The following is a 19252-nucleotide window of genomic DNA, read 5'->3' on the forward strand; positions in this document are numbered from 1 at the left end:
CCCGTCCCGGAGAGCACGGCTCGACGAAGAGACGAGAAGGTCGGCGGAAATCCGTGGGAGAACTGCTGGAATGATCATGAGAACCGGAAACGGCACACGCGATCAGGGGGCGAAGGGCATGGGCACGGTCCGGCACATGGAGATCGCCGAGGCGCTGCGCGCGGCGATCGTCTCGGGGGAACTCCCGGTGGGTGCGCAGCTGCCCTCGGAGAGCGATCTGGCGGCGCGCTGGTCCGCCTCGCGCGGGACCGTGCGCCAGGCGGTCGCCGCACTCGCCGCGGAGGGGCTGATCAGCTCCCGGCAGGGCGCGCGGCGGACGGTGCTGCGCCAGGAGCGCCGGCACAGCTTCGGCGAGCTGAACAGCTTCGCCCAGTGGGCCGAGGGGGTCGGGCACCGGGCGGACAGCCGCTTCCTGTCCCGGATCCGCCGGCCCGCCACGGCCGAGGAGGCGCAGCGGCTCGCACTGGAGCCGGGTACGGAGATCCTCGCCGTGCTGCGGCTGCGCCGGCTCGACGGGGAGCCCACGATGGTGGAGCGGACCGCGTTCGCGGACTGGGTCGCGGCGGCCGTCGAGGCGCTGCCAGCGGACTGCCGCTCCGTCATGGACAGCCTGGCCCAGGGGTCCGGGATCGTCGCCCACCACGGCGAGCACCTCATCGACGCCCTCGCCGCGGGCAGCGAGGACGCCCGGCTGCTGGAGATCCGGCGCGGCAGCCCGCTGCTGCGCCAGCGGCACGTGTCCGCGACCGCGACGGGCCGCCCGATCGAGTGGTCCGACGACCGCTACCGGGCGGGCAGTGTCACCTTCAGTGTGAACAACTCGGCGGTAGCAACCCCGTTGGAGCGGCGGACCGGAGACGGTTGACGCCCGCCGCCTCGGCGATCGCCGTCGGCAGCCACTCGGCGACCCGGCCGAAGCCGAAACCCAGGGCGGCGGCGCGACCGTTGTCCATGGCGTAGGCGCGGTCGAAGGAGAACGGCGAGGCGGCGGCGCCCTCCTCGACCAGCCGGTACCGCGGCCGCCGCCCGAGCTGCGCGGCGACCAGCTCGCAGAGCGCGGTCACGTCCACGGCCCCGTGGGAGGCCGCGTTCACCGGACCGGTGAAGCTCTGCCCGGCCGCCCAGTACAGCAGGTCCGCGATCTCCCGGTGATGGATGAACGAGGTGGCGTACGGGGCTTGGTGCACGTCGACCGGACTCCCGGCGGCGATCCGCTCCACGTAGTGCGCCAGCCGCCCGGTGAACTCCTCCCGGCCGCCGCCGAGGACGTGGGCGGTCCGTACGGAGACGAAGGGGAAGGCCGGCTCGCGCAGGAAGACGGCCTCGGCCTGCCGCTTCCCCTCGGCGTAGGCGTGGGCGGGGTCCGCGTGCGGCGCCGTGGGCGCGGTCCGCGCCAGGTCGAGGGAATCCTCGGCGACGGGGACGGGGGCCGGGACCGGGCCGGGGAGCGTGGCGGGGTCGTACACCTCCATCGTGGAGGTCATGACGTACCGGCCGGTCCGCCCGGCGAAGGCGCGCCGCGCGACGGCGGCCTGCCCGGGCGTGTAGCAGACCTGGTCGATGACGGTGTCGAAGCTGCGCGAGCCCAGCGCCGCCCGCAGCCCGTCCTCGTCGTCGCGGTCGGCGACGACGTGGCCGACGCCGGCGGGCGGGGCGCTGGAGCCCCGGTTGAGGACGGTGACCTCGTGCCCCGCGTCCCGCGCCCTGGTGACCAGGGACTTCCCGAAGTACCGGCTTCCGCCGATGACAAGAATCGTGTTCATGCGCCCGACTCTGCCCCGGTAGGGTCCCCAGCGGAACTGGTGATCGACTGAATCCGTATGAAGGAATACTGATGATCGATGTGCAGCGGCTGCGCGTCCTGCGGGCCGTGGCCGAGCACGGCAGCTTCAACAGGGCTGCCGGCGCCCTGCTGCTGACCCCGTCGGCCGTCTCCCAGCACATCGCCGCGCTGGAACGCAGCCTGGGCCACCCGGTGGCCGTGCGCAGCACCCGCGGGGTCACCCTGACGGAACCCGGACGGCTGCTGGTGGAGGCGGCGGAGGCGATCTCCGCCGAACTGGACCAGGTCCGCCACGAGATCGACCGGCTCACCGCGCCGCGGCCGCGGCTCACCGTGGCCACGTTCACCAGCGGCGGCCGCCATCTGCTGCCCGCCGCGCTCGCCCGGTTCGTGGCCGCGCACCCCGAGGTGGAGCTGACGGTGCTGGAGAGCGAGCCGGAGGCCGCCGTACCGATGGTGCGCGGCGGCGCGGCCGATCTCGCCCTCAGCTATCACTTCGACGGGCCGCCCCCCGTGCGGCCGGGTGAGCGCCCGGCACTCGACTGGGTCCCGCTGATGGAGGACCCGCTCCGGCTGGTCCTGCCGCGCGCTCACCGGCTCGCGGACCGGTCCTCGCTGGGCCTGGCCGAGCTTTCCGCCGAACGCTGGGTGATCGGCTGCCTCAAGACCGAGGCGTTCCTGCGCCGTTACGCGGAGCTCGCCGGCTTCGACCTCCGGGTGGGGGCGTCCACCACCGACTACTTCTTCGCGCAGACCCTGGTAGCGGCGGGCGTGGGCGTCTCCCTGGTCCCGCACGTCTCCCTGGCCCCGGCTCCGTCCCCGGAGGTGACGGTGATCCGCGTCGAACCCCCGCGCCCCACCCGTCACATCGGCCTCCTGCTCCCCCGCCGTCGCCGCCCCCACCCGTACGCGAAGGCGCTGACCGAGGCCCTGACGGCGACGGCCGCCGGGCAGCGTGCCCGCCCGTGAACCACCTCCTGTGCTGACTGGCCGGTTACGGCGAGCCCGGAGTGACCAGGCCCGTCTCGTAGGCGAGGACCACGGCCTGGGCGCGGTCGCGCAGGGACAGCTTCGCGAAGATCCGGGCGACGTGGGTCTTCACCGTGGCTTCGCTGAGCGTCAGTTCGGCCGCCAGTTCGGCGTTGGAGCGGCCGTGGCCCAGCAGCGTCAGCACCTCGCGTTCGCGCGGGGTCAGGGCGGCGAGCTCCCGGTGCCCGGCAGTCGGTCGGGCGGCCGCGGGGGCGCAGCGCTCCACCAGGCGGCGGGTGATCGACGGGGAGAGCAGCGCGTCGCCGGTGCCGACCAGGCGGACGGCGGCGGCCAGGTGTGCGGGGGTCACGTCCTTGAGCAGGAAGCCGCTGGCGCCGACGGCCAGGGCGGCGTAGACGTAGCTGTCGAGGTCGAAGGTGGTCAGCATGATCACCCGGCAGTCCGGGACCTCGGCGAGGATCCGCCGGGCGGCTTCCAGGCCGTCCATGTTCGGCATGCGGATGTCGAGCAGGACGACGTCCGGGCGCAGCCGGCGCACCGCGGCCACCGCTTCCACCCCGTCGGCGGCCACGCCGACCACGTCTATGCCGCGAGCGGTCAGGATCATCCGGAAGCCGGTGCGGACCAGGTCCTGGTCGTCGGCGATGACCACCCGCGGACCGGGCCCGGCGGGGGCGGTCACGGCCGGTCCAGGGGAAGGCGGGCCCGTACCCGGTAGCCGCCGCCGAGGCGGCGGCGGGCGTCGAGGTCGCCGCCGTACACGGCGACGCGCTCGCGCAGGCCGAGCAGTCCCCGCCCGGTCCCCTCGGCCTTGGGCGCGCTGCCGCTCCCGCCCCGTGCGCCGTCCCTCAGCACGCTGGGCCCGCTCGTGAGCACCTCCACGCGCAGCGCGTGGTCCGCGTACCGCACCGTCACCTCCGTCTTCCCGCCGTTTCCGTGTTTGAGGGCGTTGGTCAGCGCCTCCTGGATGATCCGGTACGCCGTGACGTCGATCCCGGCGGGCAGCGGGCGCGGATCCCCGGACACGCGCACCTCGACCGGCAGCCCGGCGAAGGCGAACCTGTCGATCAGCGGGCTGAGCCGGTCCAGGCTCGGCTGCGGCGACAGCTCGGTGGCCCCCGCGGCGTACGGCTCGTCCCTGCCGTCCTGCGCGGGCGCCAACAGGCCGAGCAGGTGCCGCAGTTCGGTCATCGTGGTCCGTCCGGCCCGCTCCACGGCGGCCATCGCCGCCGCGGCCTCCGCCGGCATGGTGTCGACCACCTCGCGGGCCGCGCCCGCCTGGACCACCATCAGGCTCACGTTGTGGCTGACGATGTCGTGGAGTTCGGCCGCGATCCTGGCCCGTTCGGCGTCGACGGCGGCACGGGCCGCGCTCTCGCGTTCCCGTTCCAGCAGCCAACCGCGCTCCCCCATGGCCGCCCGGTGCCCGCGCCGGGCGCGCAGCAGCGCCGTGCCCAGCCCTGCGGCCACGGCCGCGGCCAGGCACGCGGCGGCCACCGCGATGATCGACTCCACCTTCACATCCCCCGTCCGCCCCGGTGTCATTCTGCCGGACGGGCCGCGTACATCCCCAGGATGACCTGACAGGACCTTTACATCCGGGGGCTGACGCAGCGTCCGGGGGCTCCGTCTTAGGTTCAGGCCATGACAACAGATCGCGGCATTGTGGTGCGGCTGGACGGCGTGCACAAGGAGTACGGCGACGCGAAGGCCCTGGACGGGCTGTCGCTCGAGATCCGGGCGGGTGACGCGGTCGCGGTGATGGGACCCTCCGGCTGCGGCAAGTCCACGCTCCTGAACATGGTGGCGGGCCTGGACCGGCCGACCGCGGGCCGGGTCGAGGTGCACGGCCAGGACCTGGGCCGGCTGAACGAGACGGGGCTGGCGCTGTTCCGGCGCCGCCACATCGGCATGGTCTTCCAGTTCTTCAACCTGAACGACGATCTGCCCGCCCTCGACAACGTGGCGCTCGCCGCCCAGTTGACCGGGACCCCGGCCCGCCAGGCGCGCCGGCGGGCCCTGGAGCTCCTCGACGAGCTGGGGGTGGCCGACCGGCGGAACAACTACCCGGCAACGCTCAGCGGCGGCGAACGCCAACGGGTGGCCGTGGCCCGGGCGTTGATGAACCGCCCGGCGCTGCTGCTGGCGGACGAGCCGACGGGAGCCCTCGACAGCCGCTCGGGCGAGCAGGTGATGGACCTGCTCATCGACCTCAACCAGATCGGCCAGACACTGCTCATCGTCACGCACGACCGGCGGCTGGCCACCCGCTGCGCGAGTCGGCTGGTGGAGGTCGCCGACGGCCGCGTGGCCGGCGAGAGCGCCCTGGAGGCGACCGCGTGAGCGCCGTGTGGAGGGCCTCGCGCGCGGCCGTGAAGCGCCGCCGGGTCCAGACGTTCGTGATCGGGCTGGTCGTCCTGTGCTCCACCACCACCGTCCTGCTCGCCCTGGGGCTGCTCGGCGCCGCCTCGGGCCCCTTCGACAAGGCGTACGCCGCCCAGCGCGGCGCGCACGTGGTGGCGAGCTTCGACACCGCCAAGGCCACACCGGCGCAGCTCGCACACACCGTCGGGCGGCCGGGTGTGGAAGCGGCGGCCGGGCCCTTCGGCCAGGCCGTCGTCGACATCCCCAGGGGCTGGCTCTGGACGGCGGGCGGGAGCCTCACGGTGGTGGGCCGGGCCGATCCGGCGGGCCCCGTGGACCGGATCGAACTGCTGGAGGGCCGCTGGGCCACCGCGCCCGGCGAGATCGTCGTCAACTGGTCCAGCCAGGGCTCCCCCGGCCCCGAGCTGCTGGGCACCAGGCTGGAGGCGCCCTCGACGACGCTGACCGTCGTGGGCTTCGCCACCAGCATGAGCCGGTCGGCCAGCGCCTGGGTCTCACCGGAGCAGATGGCGGCGCTGCAGCCGTCCTCCGCCCAAATGCTCTACCGCTTCACGGACGCCTCGACGCCGGCGCGGCTGAGCACCGCCCTGGCCGGAGCCACCACCGGGCTGGCGGAGGAATCGGTGACCGGTGTGCAGACCTACTTCGCGCTCGAGCAGGCCTTCTCGGCGCTGGTCGACTCCTATCTCCCGTTCATCACGCTCTTCGGCGTCCTGGGGCTCCTGGTCTCGGTCCTGATCGTCGGCAACGTGGTCAGCGGAGCGGTCGTCTCCGGGTACCGGCACATCGGGGTGCTCAAGGCCCTGGGCTTCACCCCGAACCAGGTGGTCGCCGTCTACCTCACCATGCTCTCCGTACCGGCCGTCGTGGGCTGCGTGCTGGGCACGCTGCTCGGCAACGCACTGTCCGGGCCGATCCTGCAGGTCGCGTTCAGCGGCATCGAGACCGGCCGGGCCTCGGTCGGTGAGGTCAGCCCGTGGATGTCCGTGATCTGCCTGGTGGGCGTTCCCGCCCTGGTCCTGCTGACCGCGCTGGTCCCCGCCCTGCGGGCCCACCGGCTGCCCGCCGCCCGGGCGATCAGCGCGGGCGGTGCGCCGCGGACCGGCCGCGGCCTGCGCGTCCAGCGGGCGCTCTCCCTCACCCGGCTGCCGCGCCCGGTCAGCCTGGGCCTGGGCCAGCCGTTCGCCCGCCCCGGCCGCACCCTGCTGACCGTCGCGGCCATCGTCCTCGGCGTCACCACGGTGACCCTGGCGACCGGGCTGACCAGCACGATGGTGGCCTTCGGCAACATCGGCCGCGGGGACGGGGGCGCCCGGATCCAGGTGGAGGCCGGCGGGCCGGGGACCGACCGGACCCCGCCACTGCTCGGCGACCCGCAGATCGAGGAGCGGCTGCGGTCCCTCCCCGGCGCGACGCGGGTACGGGCCCGCGCGTTCTGCCAGGCGAACGTCATCGGGCAGACGCAGCCCGTCTACGCCGACTTCTACCGGGGGGACGACGCCCTGTACGCCGACACGATCGTCAGGGGCCGCGCACCGGCCGCGGAGGGCGAGGTCGTGGCCGGGCCGTCGTTCCTGAAGGAGCGCGGGCTGAAGGTCGGTGACCGGCTCGCTCTGGAACTGAACGGCAGGAAGGTACCCGCGATCGTGGTGGGTGAACTCATCGAGGGCAACGCCCGGGCGCTGGAGGCCACCTGGCAGACCCTCGCCCGGCTGGCACCGGATGTGCACGCCACCGAGTACACCGTACGGCTCGCTCCCGGAGCCGACGCGCGCGCGTACGCCGAGGCGGTCGAGGCGCTCGACCCGGGACTGCGCGCGTCGGTGGCGGACTCGGGGAACGCCGGCACCACCACCGTCGTCGCGTTCTCGACCGTGTTCACGGTGCTGCTGACCCTCGTCGCCTCCCTCGGCGTCTTCAACACCGTGCTCCTGAACACCCGCGAGCGCCGCCGCGACCTCGGCATGCTCAAGTCGATCGGGATGACCCCCCGGCAGGTGGTGGCCATGACGGTGACCTCGGTCGCCGGGCTGGGGGCGGTCGGCGGGCTGCTGGGCGTCCCGCTCGGGGTCCTGGCCCACCGGCTGGTCGTCGACAACATCGGGGTGATCGAGTTCCCCGAGTCCATGAAGGACGTGTGGCACGCACCGCAGCTGGCCGCGACGCTGCTGGCGGGGGTGGCGATCGCCGTCATCGGGGCCCTGGTCCCGGCCCGGTCGGCGGCCCGGACGACCATCGCCTCGGTGCTGCACACCGAGTAGCGGCAGGCAGGCCGGGGCCGGTGCGGGGCGGGGCGCCCGCGCCGGGCCCGCACGTCAGCCGTCCCCCTCCCCTGGCGTCAAGGCGCGCAGGCGGCGGGCGGCGGTCTCCGCCGTGCGGCGGGCCTTCCTGGCCGCCCGGTCGGCCTCGCGGTGGCGTTCCTCGGTCTCGGCGACGGCCGCGTACGCGTGGTCCCGCGCGGCCCGGGCCCGCTCGAGCTCCGCGTCGGCGGCCGCCGCCTGACCGACCGCCCGCTGCCGGGCCTCCTCGGCCTGCCGCAGTTCGTCCTCCCGCGCCACGGCCGCCCACTGCGCTTCCTGGGCCGCGGCGCGGGCTGCGGCCACCCGGGGACCGGGCTGCCGCTCGGGCGCCGGTTCCGGCGGCGGAGCGGCCTGATCCGGCCGGTCGGGCCGGGCCGGTGGTGCGGGCCGGGCGGGTGGTGCGGGCGGTACGGCATCGGGGTCCACGCCGGGGAACTCCGTCGACAGGGCCGGGGCCTTCGCCAGCCGGCCGGAGGCCCAGGCCTCGGCCGCCTCCGGGTCGGCGAGGGCGGCGTACAGGATCTGCTCGACCTCCCGCAGCACCGTCTCCGAGACGGCCGTCCCGGCCTCCTCCGCCAGCCGGAGCGCCTCGCGGGCCAGGGCCCCGATCACCACGTGCTGCTGATGCGACAGGTCCCGCAACTGCTCGCCGTCCAGGGACCGGTGCGCGGCCCGCAGCGCCTGCCCGAGCTGGCGGAACTGCTCGACCTCGTCCGGTTTCGCCCGGACGAGCGTGTTCGAGGTCCAGGCCGCGAGCGTGGGGCGGCGCAGGCCCGCGATCCGCCGGCCCGCCGCCGGGTCCCCGGCCCGTTTCGCGCGGGCCGCGGCCTCGTCCCGCGCCGCGGTGAACCGCGCCGGGGGCAGTGCGTACAGGGTGTCGATGATCTCTTCCACATCCACGCGGCCCACTGTCCGCCATGGCCGCCCGCGGACGGCGGACCACGACCCCTCCGCGCGCCGCCCGGTCCCTCAGAGGCTCTGCGGCCGGTGCTCGTCCACGATGCGGCCGTCGCGCAGTTCCACCACCCGGTCGGCCAGTTCGATGAGGGCCGGGTCGTGGGTGGCGACCAGCGCGGTGACGCCCTCGCTGCGCACCACCGCGCGCAGCAGCCGCATGATCGAGCGCCCGGTCTCCGAGTCGAGCTGGCCGGTCGGCTCGTCCGCGATGATCAGGTCGGGTTCGTTGGCGAGGGCGCGGGCCACCGCCACGCGCTGCTGCTGGCCGCCGGAGAGTTCGCCGGGGCGCTGGCCCGCGTGGTCGGCCAGGCCCACCAGGGCGAGCAGGGTCCGGGCGCGCTCCTCCCGCTGTTGGGCGGGGATCTTGCGCATCCGCATCGGGAGCCCGACGTTCTCGGCGGCGGTGAGGACGGGGATCAGGCCGAAGGACTGGAACACGAAGCCGATCCGGTCGCGGCGCAGCGCCAGCAGCCCCGGCTCGTCGAGGCCGCCCAGCGGGGTGCCGTCGAGCACGACGGCCCCCGTGGTCGGGGTGTCCAGGCCGCCGACCAGGTTCAGCAGGGTGGTCTTGCCGGAGCCGGAGCGGCCCTTGAGCGCGGTGAGTTCGCCGCGGCGCACCTCGAACGAGACGCCGCGCAGGGCGTGCACGGTCCGCGGGCCGCTGCCGAAGCTCCGGTGGACTTCGTCCACCACGACCATGGGTCCGGCCGTGCCGTCCTGATGCTGCGTCATGGTGTCGGTTCCCCCTGGGACTCGGATCGGCCGATGGAGACGCCGCCCGCGACCCCTCCTGTCCGAATTTGCTCATCCGTCACATCCTTCGCGCAAGTCCCTTCCGCTGTGCGTTCACATCTGACAGCATCGTCCGCTATCCGGTGCCAGTGGTCCGGACGGGGGAGGGACAGGCACATGCTCGGCTTCGCCGTGCGCCGGCTGCGCGGGCGACTGCCGCTCGCCGCCGCCGTACTGCTCACCGTGTTGATCACCACGACCGTCCTGACGGCGCTGTTCGCCTTCACCCGCGGCGTGGGCGAGGCGGGGCTGCGCCAGGCGCTCCAGGGACCGGACCGGGACCGGGCCGCCGTGCTGGTCACCGGCGAGCATCCGGTGTCGGCGCGCGCCCAGGACGAAGCGGCCGTACGGGGCTTCGCGGGCGAGCTGTTCGGCCGGCTCCCGGTCACCGTCGAGAGCCTGGCGCGCAGCCGCCCGTACGGCCTGCCGGGCGCCGCCACCCGCGGCAAGGAGGCCGATCTCACGCTGCTCGCCTCCTTCGACCGGGAGCGCGTACGCCTCCTCGCGGGCCAGTGGCCACAGCCGGCGGGCGGTCCGTCGCCGCTCGCGGTGGCCGTGCCCCGGGCCGCGCTGGTACGGCTCGGGCTGACCGAGTCCGCGCTGCCCGCCGAGGTGCGCCTGGCCGACCGGTACGGCGGCGCCGCCCCGCTCACCGTGCTGGTCACCGGGGTCTACCGGGCGGCCGATCCGGCGGCCCCGTACTGGCGGCTCGACCCGCTCGGCGGCCGCGAAATCCAAGTCGGCAGTTTCACCACGTACGGCCCGCTGCTCGTCGACGACACCGCCTTCACCGCGGGCGGCCTTCCGCAGAACAGCCGAGCCTCGCTGCTGACCGCCGATTTCGCCTCCGTGCGTGGCGCCGAGGCCCGGGCGCTGCGCGAACGCGCGGCGGGACTGGCGGACGGCAGCCCCGGGGAAGCGGGCGCAGAGCCCCCGGCCGGATTCCAAGTCAAGACCGAACTCCCCGCTCTGCTCGGTGAGTTGGAGTCGGGGCAGCGCGTCGCCCGGTCCTCCCTGCTGGTCGGCGCGCTCCAGCTGGCCGTCCTCGCCGCGGCCGCACTGCTGCTGGTCGCCCAGCTGTTGACGGACCGCCAGGAGCCCGAGCGGGTGCTGCTCACCGCGCGCGGCGCCTCACGCGGCCGGCTCGGCGCCCTCGGCGCCGCGGGATCGCTGCTCCTGGCCCTGCCCGCCGCCGTCCTGGCACCCCTCCTCACCCCGCCCCTGCTCGACCTCCTCAGCAGCTTCGGCCCGCTGTCGCGGGTCCCCCTGAACACCTCCGGGACCTGGCTGCTGTGGCCCGTCGCGGCCGCCTGCGCCCTCGGGTGCGTGGCGCTGACCGCGCTGCCCGCCGCGCTGCGCGGCGCGGGGGCCGCCGCCCTGCGCCGCAGCGGCCGCCGCCAGGCCCTGGTCGCCGGGGCCGCCCGGTCCGGCGCGGACCTGGCGCTGGTGGCGCTCGCCGTCCTCGCCTACCAGCAGCTCGCCCAGTACAGCGGCGCCGGACACGGGGCCGCCCCGGCCGGGTCGGTCGGCGGGCTCGGCGTCGACCCGGTGCTGGTCGCCGCCCCGACCCTGGCCCTGTGCGCGGGCACCCTGCTGGTGCTGCGGCTGCTGCCGTTCGCCGCGCGCCTCGGCGGCCGGCTGGCGGCGCGCGGCCGCGGGCTCGGCCCGGCGCTGGTCGGCTGGCAGCTCGCCCGCAGGCCGAGGCGGGCCACCGGCCCGGTCCTGCTGCTGGTCCTCGCCGTGTCCAGCGGGGTCCTGGCGCTCGGCCAGCACACCGCCTGGACGGCCTCCCAGCGCGACCAGGCCGCGTTCGCCACGGCCGGGGGCCTGCGGATCTCCGGCAGTGAGCTGGCCCCGCTCGGCCGGGGCGGGCGCTACGCCTCACTGCCCGGCGGCGAACGGGTCGTCCCGGTGATCCGCGTGAAGCAGGAACTGCCCGGCGGGCGGGCCGGGCAGGTGCTCGCGCTGGACGCCGCCGGGGTCGCCGACCGGGTGCCTCTGCGGGCCGACCTGCGGGACGGCCGGGCCATGCACGGGCTGTTCGCGCCGCTCGCCGCCGGGCCCGGCCCGGCGGGCGGCGCAGGCGGCATCGAACTGCCGGGACAGCCCCGGCGGCTCGACCTCGACGTGACCGCCCAGACCCCCCGTGCGGGCGGCCGCCCCGGGCTGGGGCTGCTGCTGCGCGACCGGTTCGGCCTGACCTACCGCACCCCCATGCTCCCGCTCCCCGACAGCGGGGACGCCACGCTCTCGGTGGACCTCGACGCGCTGGCCGGAGCCCCGCTCGGGTCCCCCGCCGCACCGCTGAGCCTGGCCGGGCTCGTGCTCTCGTACGGCCTGGAGGACGGTCTGGGCCGCCGCCTCGAGGGGCCCGGGCCCGGCGGGCCCGATCTCCCCGGGGAGCTGACCGTACGCCGCCTCGCGGTCGCCGGATCCCCCGGCGCGGCCGCGGTACCCGTGCCGCTGCCCGCCGCCCCGCCCGGCTGGACCCTGAAGCCCCCGGCGCTGACCGGCGCCAGCCCCGCCGCCGAACTCCTGCCCGCGCGGGAGGCTCCGGGCGGCCCGGCGCTGCTCCGGGTGCGCTACCGCGGCGGCACGGACACCTCCGGCGGTGTCCGGCTCGGCCTGCTGCCGGGGCCCGCGCCCGCCGCCGAGGTGCCCGGGATCGCCACCCGTGGCTACCTCGCCGCCGTCGGAGCGGCCGTCGGCGACCTGGTCCCCGTACCTCTGGGCGGCGCCACCGTGCCGGTGCGGATCACCGCCGCCGTCGGCTCGCTGCCGGTGGCCGGGGACACCGCCATCGCCGTCGATCTGGCCGCCACGGGGCGGCTGCTGGCGTCCGACACCGGGCAAGAGCTGCCGCCGCCCGCGGAGTGGTGGCTGCCCGCCGCCTCCGCGGCGGACCCCGCCCCGGCTCGGGCCGCGGCCGAGCTGCGTGCCGGGGCCGGCGGCCAACAGACGGAGCTGCGCGAGGAGGTGGCCGCCGCGCTCCTGGAGGACCCGCTGAGCGCCGGTCCGCAGAGCGCGCTCGCCGCCCTCGCGGTGGCCTGCGCGCTGCTGGCGGCGATCGGCTTCGGCGCCTCCGCCGCGGCGGCCGGACGGGAGCGGGCCCGGGAGTTCGCCGTGCTGACGGCGCTGGGCGCGCCCCGCCGCGGGCTGGGCCGCACGGCCGCCGCCGAGAGCGGTGTCCTGGTCGGCATCGGGACCGCGGTCGGGCTGGGGCTCGGCGCGGCCGTCGTCCACCTGGTGGTGCCGCTGGTCGTCCTGACACCGGCCGCGCGGCGGCCCGTACCCGAGGTGCTGGTGGACCTGCCGACCCTCGAAACCCTGCTGATGGCCGCCGCGATCGCCGCGGTGCCCCTGCTGTCGGCCGTGGTCGGCGGCCGCCGCGACCGGACCGCACGGGGCGCCGCCGCACGGCTGCGCCACTTGGAGGAGATGTGACCCGCCGGGCCCCGACCACCGTTGCCGGGCGCGGGAACCGCCCCGCGCCCTGGGTGCGGACCCGGCTGCGCGCGGCGCCGCTGACCGCGCTGCTCGGCGCCGCCCTGGCCTTCGTCGCCGTGCTGCTGGCGGCCGCGCTGCCGCGGGCCGTGGACCGCGGCGCCGACCAGGCCCTGCGCTCGTTCCTGCAGGCGCAGGGCCCCGGGCCGACGAGCCTGTCCGCCACCGCCAACTCCCGTGGCGGGCCGATGACCCCGCAGGACCTGGACTCCGTCCTGGCGGCCCTGCGTGCGCGCACCGGCGGCGCGTTCCGCCTCGACGCGAGCGGGCCCGTGCACGGGGCGCGCGGGGTGAAGGTCCGCGACCTGGCCACGCCGGGGCTGGACCGGCCCGAGGGCGTGGACCCCCGGCTCGCCCTGGTCCACCTCCCCGGGGCCGCCGCCCACGCCTCGCTGGTGGCCGGCCGCTGGCCGGGCGGCAGCGAGCCGGACGCCCCGCTCCAGGTGGCCCTGTCGCGCAGTGCCTCCGAGACCCTCAAGGCACCGCTCGGCACCGTGCTCGAATCGCCGGGCATCCTGGGAACGCTCCGCGCCGAGGTCGTCGGGCTGTACGACGCCGCCGACCCCGCCGACGTGTACTGGACCGACCTGCCGTGCCTGACACAGGCCTGTCGGAATCTCACCCCCAACTCCCCCAAGTCCCTGCCCAAGGTGTACTGGCAGACCGCCGCGCTCATCGGCGCGGACGGCCTCGACCGCATCGGCGCCTGGGGCGAGGGCACCGAGTTCTTCTGGCGGCTCCCGGTCGACACCGGGAGCCTGCGCGCCGACCGGATGCCCCGGATCTCGCGGGAGATCGCCGCCTTCGTCACCGGCCCCACCGCGTCCGAACTGTCCGCCGCCGTCAAACGGCCCGACCTGCGCATCAGCTCCCGCCTTCCGGGCCTGCTCTCCCAGGCCGAGGCCCGGCAGCGGGGCGCCGCGCCGCTCGCCGCGATCGGCCCGGCCGGCGTCGCCGGGGTGGCCGCCGTGGTGTTCTGCCTGGCCGCCGCGCTCACCGGCGACCGGCGCGAGGCCGAGCTGCGGCTGCTGCTGGCCCGCGGCGGCTCGCGCCGCTCCCTGGTGCGCCGCCTGCTCCAGGAGGCGGCTATCACGGTGCTGCCGGCCGCCGCGCTCGCCACCTGGCTCGCCGTGCGGCTGCTGCCGACGCCCCGGCTGACGGCCTCGCTGACCGCCGCGTCCGCCGTGGCGCTGCTCGCCCTGCTGGCCTTCCCCGTACGGGCCTTCGTGCTGCTGTCCCCGCCGCGCGGGCCGAGCCCCCGGCGCCGCCTCGTCGCCGAGCTGCTGGTCCTCGCCGTCACCACCGCGGCGGTGGTGGAAGTGCGCCGCCGCGGCGTCGCCACCGCCGCCGGACTCGATCCGCTGCTGGTGGCCGCCCCGCTGCTGCTCGCCCTGTCCGGGGCGCTGCTGCTCGCCCGGCTCCAGCCCGCTCTCGTCGGGGCGCCGGCCCGGGCGGCCGGCCGGGGCCCCGGCCTGATCGGCTTCCTCGGGCTGGCGCGCGCCGCCCGGGGCGGCGGCGGCCGCGGGCGGCCCTCCGTACTGCCGCTGATCGCCCTGATGCTCGCCGTCACGACGGGCGGCTTCGGGGCCGTGGTGCTGGGTTCGGTGGACACCGCGCGGCTCCAGGTGGCCCGGCAGGCCATCGGCGGCGATGCCCGGATCGCCGCACCCGTGGGCGGCGCCCTGACGCCTGAACTGATCCGGTCCGCGGGCGAGCTGCCCGGGGTACGGACGCTGGTCGCCGCCTGGCTGGAGGAGGACGCGTTCCTCTTCGGCGCCGACCGCGGCTCCCCGCAGGTCACGGTGGTCGTCGTCGACCCGGTGGCGTACGCGGCGCTGGCCCGCACGATCGGACGCGGCCGCTTCGACCCGGCGGTGCTCGCCGGCGGTGCCCCCGGCGCGCCCCTGCCCGCCCTGTTCAGCAGCGACCTGGTCGCGCGGGCCGGGGACCGGGCCTTCCGGCTGCGCATCCGCGGAGAGGAACTCCAGGTCAGGGCCGCCGCCGTGGTCGACGGCACGCCCGCGCTGGCGGGCGGCGGAGCCGCCACGCTCGTACTGCCGGCGCAGCCGATCGCCGCCCTGCTGCTCGGGGTCTCCAGCCCCAACCACTGGTTCGCCACCGGAGCCCTCGACGCGGATCGGCTCGAGGAGCTGGTCCGCGCCAGGACCCCGGCCGGGGCCGCGGAGCACGTCCTGGTGCAGACGAGCGCCGACGGCGTCGCCCTGCTCGGCGCCGACCCGCTCCAGCGCTCGGCCGAGCGGCTGTTCTGGGCGGCCGTCGCGGGAGCTGCCGGATTCGCCCTGCTGGCCGTCCTGCTGACACTGATGCGGGCCGCTCCCGACCGGGCCGCGCTGCTCGCGCGGCTGCGCACCATGGGCCTGCGTCCCCGGCAGGGGGTGGCGCTGATCCTGGCCGAGGCACTGCCGCAGGCACTGGTCGCCGCGTTCGGCGGCGGCCTGGTCGCGGCGGCGGCCGTGGCCCTGCTCGGCCCGGCCGTGGACCTCTCCGCGCTGGTCGGCGCACAAGTGCCGGCCGGGCTGCGGCTCACCGCCCGGCCCGTGCTGACGCAGGCGCTGGGCCTGGCCGCCCTGGTCGCCGCGGCCGTGCTCGCCGAGGCGGCGATATCCGGCAGACGACAGATCTCCACCGAGCTGAGAGCGGGAGACCAGCGGTGAACACCGAGCAGCCGACCTACGAAGAGCTGCGCCGGCAGGCCCTGGCCGCCGCCGCACCCCGTACGGCCGGGGCGGACACGGCCATCCTGTGCGACCGCCTGGTGCGGATCTTCAGCACCGACGGGGTCGAGGTACAGGCCTTGCAGGGGCTCGAACTGACCGTGGCGCAGGGCGATCTGGTGGCCTTGGTCGGCGCCTCCGGCAGCGGCAAGTCCACCCTGCTGAACATCCTGGCCGGCCTGGACGTCCCCACGGCGGGGACCGCCACCGTCGGCGGCTACGACCTGCTGGAGATGTCCGCCAAGGACCGGCTGCGCTACCGCCGGGAGACGGTGGGCTTCGTCTGGCAGCAGACGGCCCGCAACCTGCTGCCCTTCCTGACGGCGGCCCAGAACGTCGCCCTCCCCATGCAGCTGAGGGGCCGGGCCGCACGGGGCGCGGCCGCACGCCGGGCCGCACGGGTCGGCGAGCTCCTCGAAGCCCTGGGGATCTCCGATCTCGCGGGCCGCCGGCCGGCCGAGCTGTCCGGAGGCCAGCAGCAGCGCGTGGCCATCGCCGTGGCCATGGCCAACGACCCCGCGGTGCTCCTCGCCGACGAGCCCACCGGCGAGCTGGACTCCGAGACCGGCGCCGCCATCTTCGAGGCCTTCCGCACGGTCAACCGGGAACTGGGCGCCACCGTGGTCATCGTGACCCATGATCCGCTCGTCGCCGGCGAGGTCCGCCGTACGGTGGCCGTCCGCGACGGCCGGACCAGCAGCGAGGTGCTGCGCCGCACCGTGACCGACGAGCACGGCGCGGAATCGGTGAGCGAACGCGAGTACGTGATGCTGGACCGCACCGGCCGCGTCCAGCTGCCGCAGAAGTTCCTCGAGGCCCTCGGAATGGAGCAGCGCGTGGCCGTCGACCTCGCCTCCGACCACATCGAGGTGCGCCGCGACGACTCCGACGGGGACACGGGCTGAGGCACGCCGAAAGCCGATTTCGTCACCTTCGCGGCATGGGGGTCGTTAGGGCCTCGGGGTTGACTCGGGGGCGAAGGGATGAACGGAATGCGGCAATTTCCTCTGGAGATGCACCACCTGGCACCCGGTCGGGTGGTCGAGTGGCGCCTCAGGTCCGCGGCCGCGGAGGCCTGCGGCCCCGATGACGAGCCGGGCCGGAGGGCGTCCTTCAACCAGGAGAAGCACTTCACCGTCGCCGAGGAGAGCCGGGCCGCCGACGACCCCGTCGCGTCGTGGATCGCCGTCACCTTCGAGGTGGCCGGGCGGCTGGACGAACCGGCCCTGGCCCAGGCCCTGCTCGCCTTCGTCCAGCGGCACGAGGTACTGCGGTGCGCGTTCCGCCGGCTGGCCGGGGAACTGGCCTGCGAACCGTTCGACCCCGCCGAACTCGCGCTCCAGGCCGAGACCGTGGGCTCCTTCGCGACCTCCGGAGCACTGCGGGACTTCCTCGCCGAACGGTTCACGCGCAGCATCGACACGCTGTCCTGGCCGCTGTTCGTCATGGGCGCGGTGCTGCGCGAGGACTCGGCGACGGTCTACCTCGCCTTCGACCACATCGTGTGCGACGGCATGTCGATGCCGATCGTCGTCCACGAGGTGCTGACCGCGTACGAGGCCCTGTGCCGCGGCGAGGAGAGCGGCCTGCCCCCGGTCGCCCCCAGCTACCTCGACTTCGCCGACGAGCAGCGGCGCCGCTACCTCTCCATCGACGCCGGCGACGAACGCCTGGGCTACTGGAAGGAGTTCATCGCGCGCGGCGGCGAGTTCTTCCCCCGCTTCCCGCTCGACCTCGGCGTGGAGCCGGACCGGATGTACCCGATCGTCAACGAGGCCTCCACCCTGCTGGACGCCGCCGAGGCCGAGGTCTTCGAGAAGACCTGCCTGACGGTCGGCGGGAAGCCGTTCATGGGGGTGCTCGCCTCCGTGGCCGTCTGCCTGCGCGAGGCCGGCGGACCGGGCGTCTACCGGGGGTTCATGCCGGTGAGCGAGCGCGGCCGGGAAGGCTGGGGGAACTCGGTGGGCTGGTTCGTGAACACCATGCCCATCGAGTTCGACGCCTCCCCCGGCCGGGACTTCGCCCAGGTGATGGCGGGGGTCCGGGCCGGGTTCGGCGAGATGATCGGCCACATCGACGTGCCGTTCGTGCGGGCCTGGGAACTGCTCGCGCCCGAGGAGTTCGCCGCCCGCTCCTGGCCGTACCCGGTGAACTTCTTCTCGTACATCGACATGCGCAGGTGCCAGGGCGCCGAGCGCCACGACGAGTGGCGGCCCTCGACGCACGTGTGGTCGGCGCGCGCCAACGGTGCCTGCTCGTGGTTCCAGCGGGATGCCGACGGGCTGCACATGAACTCCCTCTACGTCGACACCCCGGCTGCCCGCCGCACGATGGGCGACTTCCAGGAGGAGCTGCGCCTGACGGTGCAGCAGATCGCCCGCTCGGGCGGCTTCCGCCGCCCCGTCGCGCTGACCGCGCCGCGCCGGCCCGAGCGGACGCCGCTCGATGTGGCCGTCCGCTACGGCAGGTAGAGGGGATAGAGGGTGTAGAGGAGCCGGTTAGGCACGACCGGCGGGCTTCCCTGGAGGGCGCCGGTCGTGGCGTTCGCGACGAGGGCCCGTTTGACCTGCGCGGGGGTGTCGCCCGGCCGGAGGGCGAGATGGAGGGCGGCGGCTCCGGACGTGTGGGCGGTGGCCGCGGAGGTGCCGCTGAGGGTGGCCGTGGCGCTGTCGTCGTCCTTCCAGGCCGAGGGGATGGCCACGCCGGGTGCGAACAGGGCCACGCAGTTGCCGTAGTTGGAGGAGGCGGCCCGGCGGTCGAGGCTGTCGCTCGCGCCGACGGTGATGATCTCGGCCAGCCTGGCGGGCGAGTTGGCGCAGGCCCCGTCGGGCCGGGCGCCGCCGCCGGCCGCGGCGGTGTAGGTGATCCCGGCGCGGATGGAGGCGCGGACGGCGTCGTCGAGGGCGGTGTTGGCCGCCCCGCCCAGGCTCATGTTCGCGACGGCGGGTCGGACGGCGTGCGCGGTGACCCAGTCGACGCCCGCGATGACCCCCGAAGTACTGGCGGATCCCTGGCAGTTCAGGACGCGTACGGCGACCAGCCGGGCCTCCTTGGCCACACCGTAGGCAGAGCCGGCGACGATCCCGCCGACGTGGGTGCCGTGGCCGTTGCAGTCGTTGCCGTTCTGGCCGTCGCCGACGGTGTCGGTGCCGACGGAGGCCCGGCCGCCGAACTGCGTGTGCGTGGTGCGCAGTCCGGTGTCGATCACGTACACCCGTACACCGGGGGCGGTGGTCCGGTGGGTGTAGGTGGTGGAGAGCGGGAGCGTGCGCTGGTCGATGCGGTCCAGTCCCCAGGGAGCGTTCGGCTGGACGGCCGCGGGGCCGGCCGGGGCCGTCGCGTCGAGGGTGATCTCGGTGTCCTGCTGGACCCTGGCCACGCGCGGGTCGGCGGCGAGCCGGGCCGCCCTGGCCCGGTCCATCCGGGCGGAGAAGCCGTGGAGCGCGGACGTGTAGACGTGGCCGAGCCGGGCCCCGCCCGCCTTCGCCAGGAGGTCGGGGAGGGTCCGGGGACCGGTGGCGGGCTCCTTCAGGACGACGATCCAGCTGTCCGGGACCGCCGTCTCGGCGGGCCCCGCGAGCTGTAACTTCCCGGCGGGAGCGGGGGGAGTGGCAGGAGCGGCAGCGGCCGAGGCCGCGGAGGCGAGGGGGGCGATCGGCAGGAGGGCGGCAGCGAGCAGGGCGGCGGACGGCAGCAGCCTCGACATGCGTCTGGTGGCGGTCATCTCCGGTGCACCTGGACCTTTCGTCGACCGGGTGTGGGGGCGCCCCAGATTCCCCGGTCCCGCCCGAAGGCACAAGAGTGCG

14 protein-coding genes are annotated in these 19252 nt (G+C 75.7%); 8 read left to right on the forward strand and 6 right to left on the reverse strand.

The window, feature by feature from the left end; all coding sequences use genetic code 11:
- Nucleotides 1–118 precede the first annotated feature (118 nt).
- Nucleotides 119–865: a GntR family transcriptional regulator gene (locus tag ACIPUC_RS09180; protein WP_446588896.1), complete on the forward strand. Its 747-nt coding sequence runs from the start codon at nt 119–121 to the stop codon at nt 863–865.
- Here the strand turns inward: ACIPUC_RS09180 and ACIPUC_RS09185 are convergent.
- Nucleotides 807–1763, reverse strand: a complete 957-nt coding sequence (locus tag ACIPUC_RS09185; protein ID WP_446587947.1) for an NAD-dependent epimerase/dehydratase family protein — start codon at nt 1761–1763, stop codon at nt 807–809. The genes ACIPUC_RS09180 and ACIPUC_RS09185 overlap by 59 nt on opposite strands.
- Before the next feature lie 71 nt (nt 1764–1834).
- On the opposite strand from ACIPUC_RS09185, the gene ACIPUC_RS09190 reads away from it, so the two are divergent.
- The gene (locus ACIPUC_RS09190) at nt 1835–2752 is read left to right on the forward strand and encodes a LysR family transcriptional regulator (protein WP_446587949.1); all 918 of its coding nucleotides are present in this window, start codon (nt 1835–1837) and stop codon (nt 2750–2752) included.
- A gap of 25 nt (nt 2753–2777) precedes the next feature.
- Here the strand turns inward: ACIPUC_RS09190 and ACIPUC_RS09195 are convergent, their stop codons facing one another.
- Nucleotides 2778–3455: a response regulator gene (locus tag ACIPUC_RS09195; RefSeq protein ID WP_446587951.1), complete on the reverse strand. Its 678-nt coding sequence runs from the start codon at nt 3453–3455 to the stop codon at nt 2778–2780.
- Nucleotides 3452–4288 (reverse strand): sensor histidine kinase, encoded by an 837-nt coding sequence (locus tag ACIPUC_RS09200; RefSeq protein WP_446587953.1) that lies wholly within the window; start codon nt 4286–4288, stop codon nt 3452–3454. The genes ACIPUC_RS09195 and ACIPUC_RS09200 overlap by 4 nt, the downstream gene beginning before the upstream one ends.
- Before the next feature lie 129 nt (nt 4289–4417).
- Here ACIPUC_RS09200 and ACIPUC_RS09205 point away from each other — a divergent pair, with 129 nt between their 5' ends.
- Nucleotides 4418–5116, forward strand: a complete 699-nt coding sequence (locus ACIPUC_RS09205) for an ABC transporter ATP-binding protein (RefSeq protein ID WP_446587955.1) — start codon at nt 4418–4420, stop codon at nt 5114–5116.
- Nucleotides 5113–7419 (forward strand): ABC transporter permease, encoded by a 2307-nt coding sequence (locus tag ACIPUC_RS09210; RefSeq protein WP_446587957.1) that lies wholly within the window; start codon nt 5113–5115, stop codon nt 7417–7419. The genes ACIPUC_RS09205 and ACIPUC_RS09210 overlap by 4 nt, the downstream gene beginning before the upstream one ends.
- A gap of 54 nt (nt 7420–7473) precedes the next feature.
- Here ACIPUC_RS09210 and ACIPUC_RS09215 read toward each other — a convergent pair whose 3' ends face one another.
- Nucleotides 7474–8358, reverse strand: coding sequence for a hypothetical protein (locus ACIPUC_RS09215; RefSeq protein ID WP_446587959.1), 885 nt, complete (start codon nt 8356–8358; stop codon nt 7474–7476).
- Nucleotides 8359–8427: 69 nt separating this feature from the next.
- Nucleotides 8428–9147 (reverse strand): ABC transporter ATP-binding protein, encoded by a 720-nt coding sequence (locus tag ACIPUC_RS09220; RefSeq protein WP_446587961.1) that lies wholly within the window; start codon nt 9145–9147, stop codon nt 8428–8430.
- 177 nt (nt 9148–9324) lie between these two features.
- Here ACIPUC_RS09220 and ACIPUC_RS09225 point away from each other — a divergent pair, with 177 nt between their 5' ends.
- The 4 genes from ACIPUC_RS09225 (at nt 9325) to ACIPUC_RS09240 (ending at nt 17917) form a co-directional block, all read left to right on the forward strand.
- Nucleotides 9325–12651 (forward strand): FtsX-like permease family protein, encoded by a 3327-nt coding sequence (locus tag ACIPUC_RS09225; protein WP_446587963.1) that lies wholly within the window; start codon nt 9325–9327, stop codon nt 12649–12651.
- Nucleotides 12648–15386 (forward strand): hypothetical protein, encoded by a 2739-nt coding sequence (locus ACIPUC_RS09230; protein ID WP_446587965.1) that lies wholly within the window; start codon nt 12648–12650, stop codon nt 15384–15386. The genes ACIPUC_RS09225 and ACIPUC_RS09230 overlap by 4 nt, the downstream gene beginning before the upstream one ends.
- Nucleotides 15383–16351: an ABC transporter ATP-binding protein gene (locus ACIPUC_RS09235; RefSeq protein WP_446587967.1), complete on the forward strand. Its 969-nt coding sequence runs from the start codon at nt 15383–15385 to the stop codon at nt 16349–16351. The genes ACIPUC_RS09230 and ACIPUC_RS09235 overlap by 4 nt, the downstream gene beginning before the upstream one ends.
- 87 nt (nt 16352–16438) lie before the next feature.
- Nucleotides 16439–17917 carry a condensation domain-containing protein gene (locus tag ACIPUC_RS09240; protein ID WP_446587969.1) on the forward strand — a complete coding sequence of 493 codons (1479 nt, stop codon included), beginning with the start codon at nt 16439–16441 and terminating at the stop codon, nt 17915–17917.
- Here ACIPUC_RS09240 and ACIPUC_RS09245 read toward each other — a convergent pair.
- Nucleotides 17905–19170: a S8 family peptidase gene (locus ACIPUC_RS09245; protein WP_446587971.1), complete on the reverse strand. Its 1266-nt coding sequence runs from the start codon at nt 19168–19170 to the stop codon at nt 17905–17907. The genes ACIPUC_RS09240 and ACIPUC_RS09245 overlap by 13 nt on opposite strands.
- Nucleotides 19171–19252: the final 82 nt, after the last annotated feature.

It is taken from the genome of Streptomyces sp. LARHCF249 (assembly GCF_052871255.1).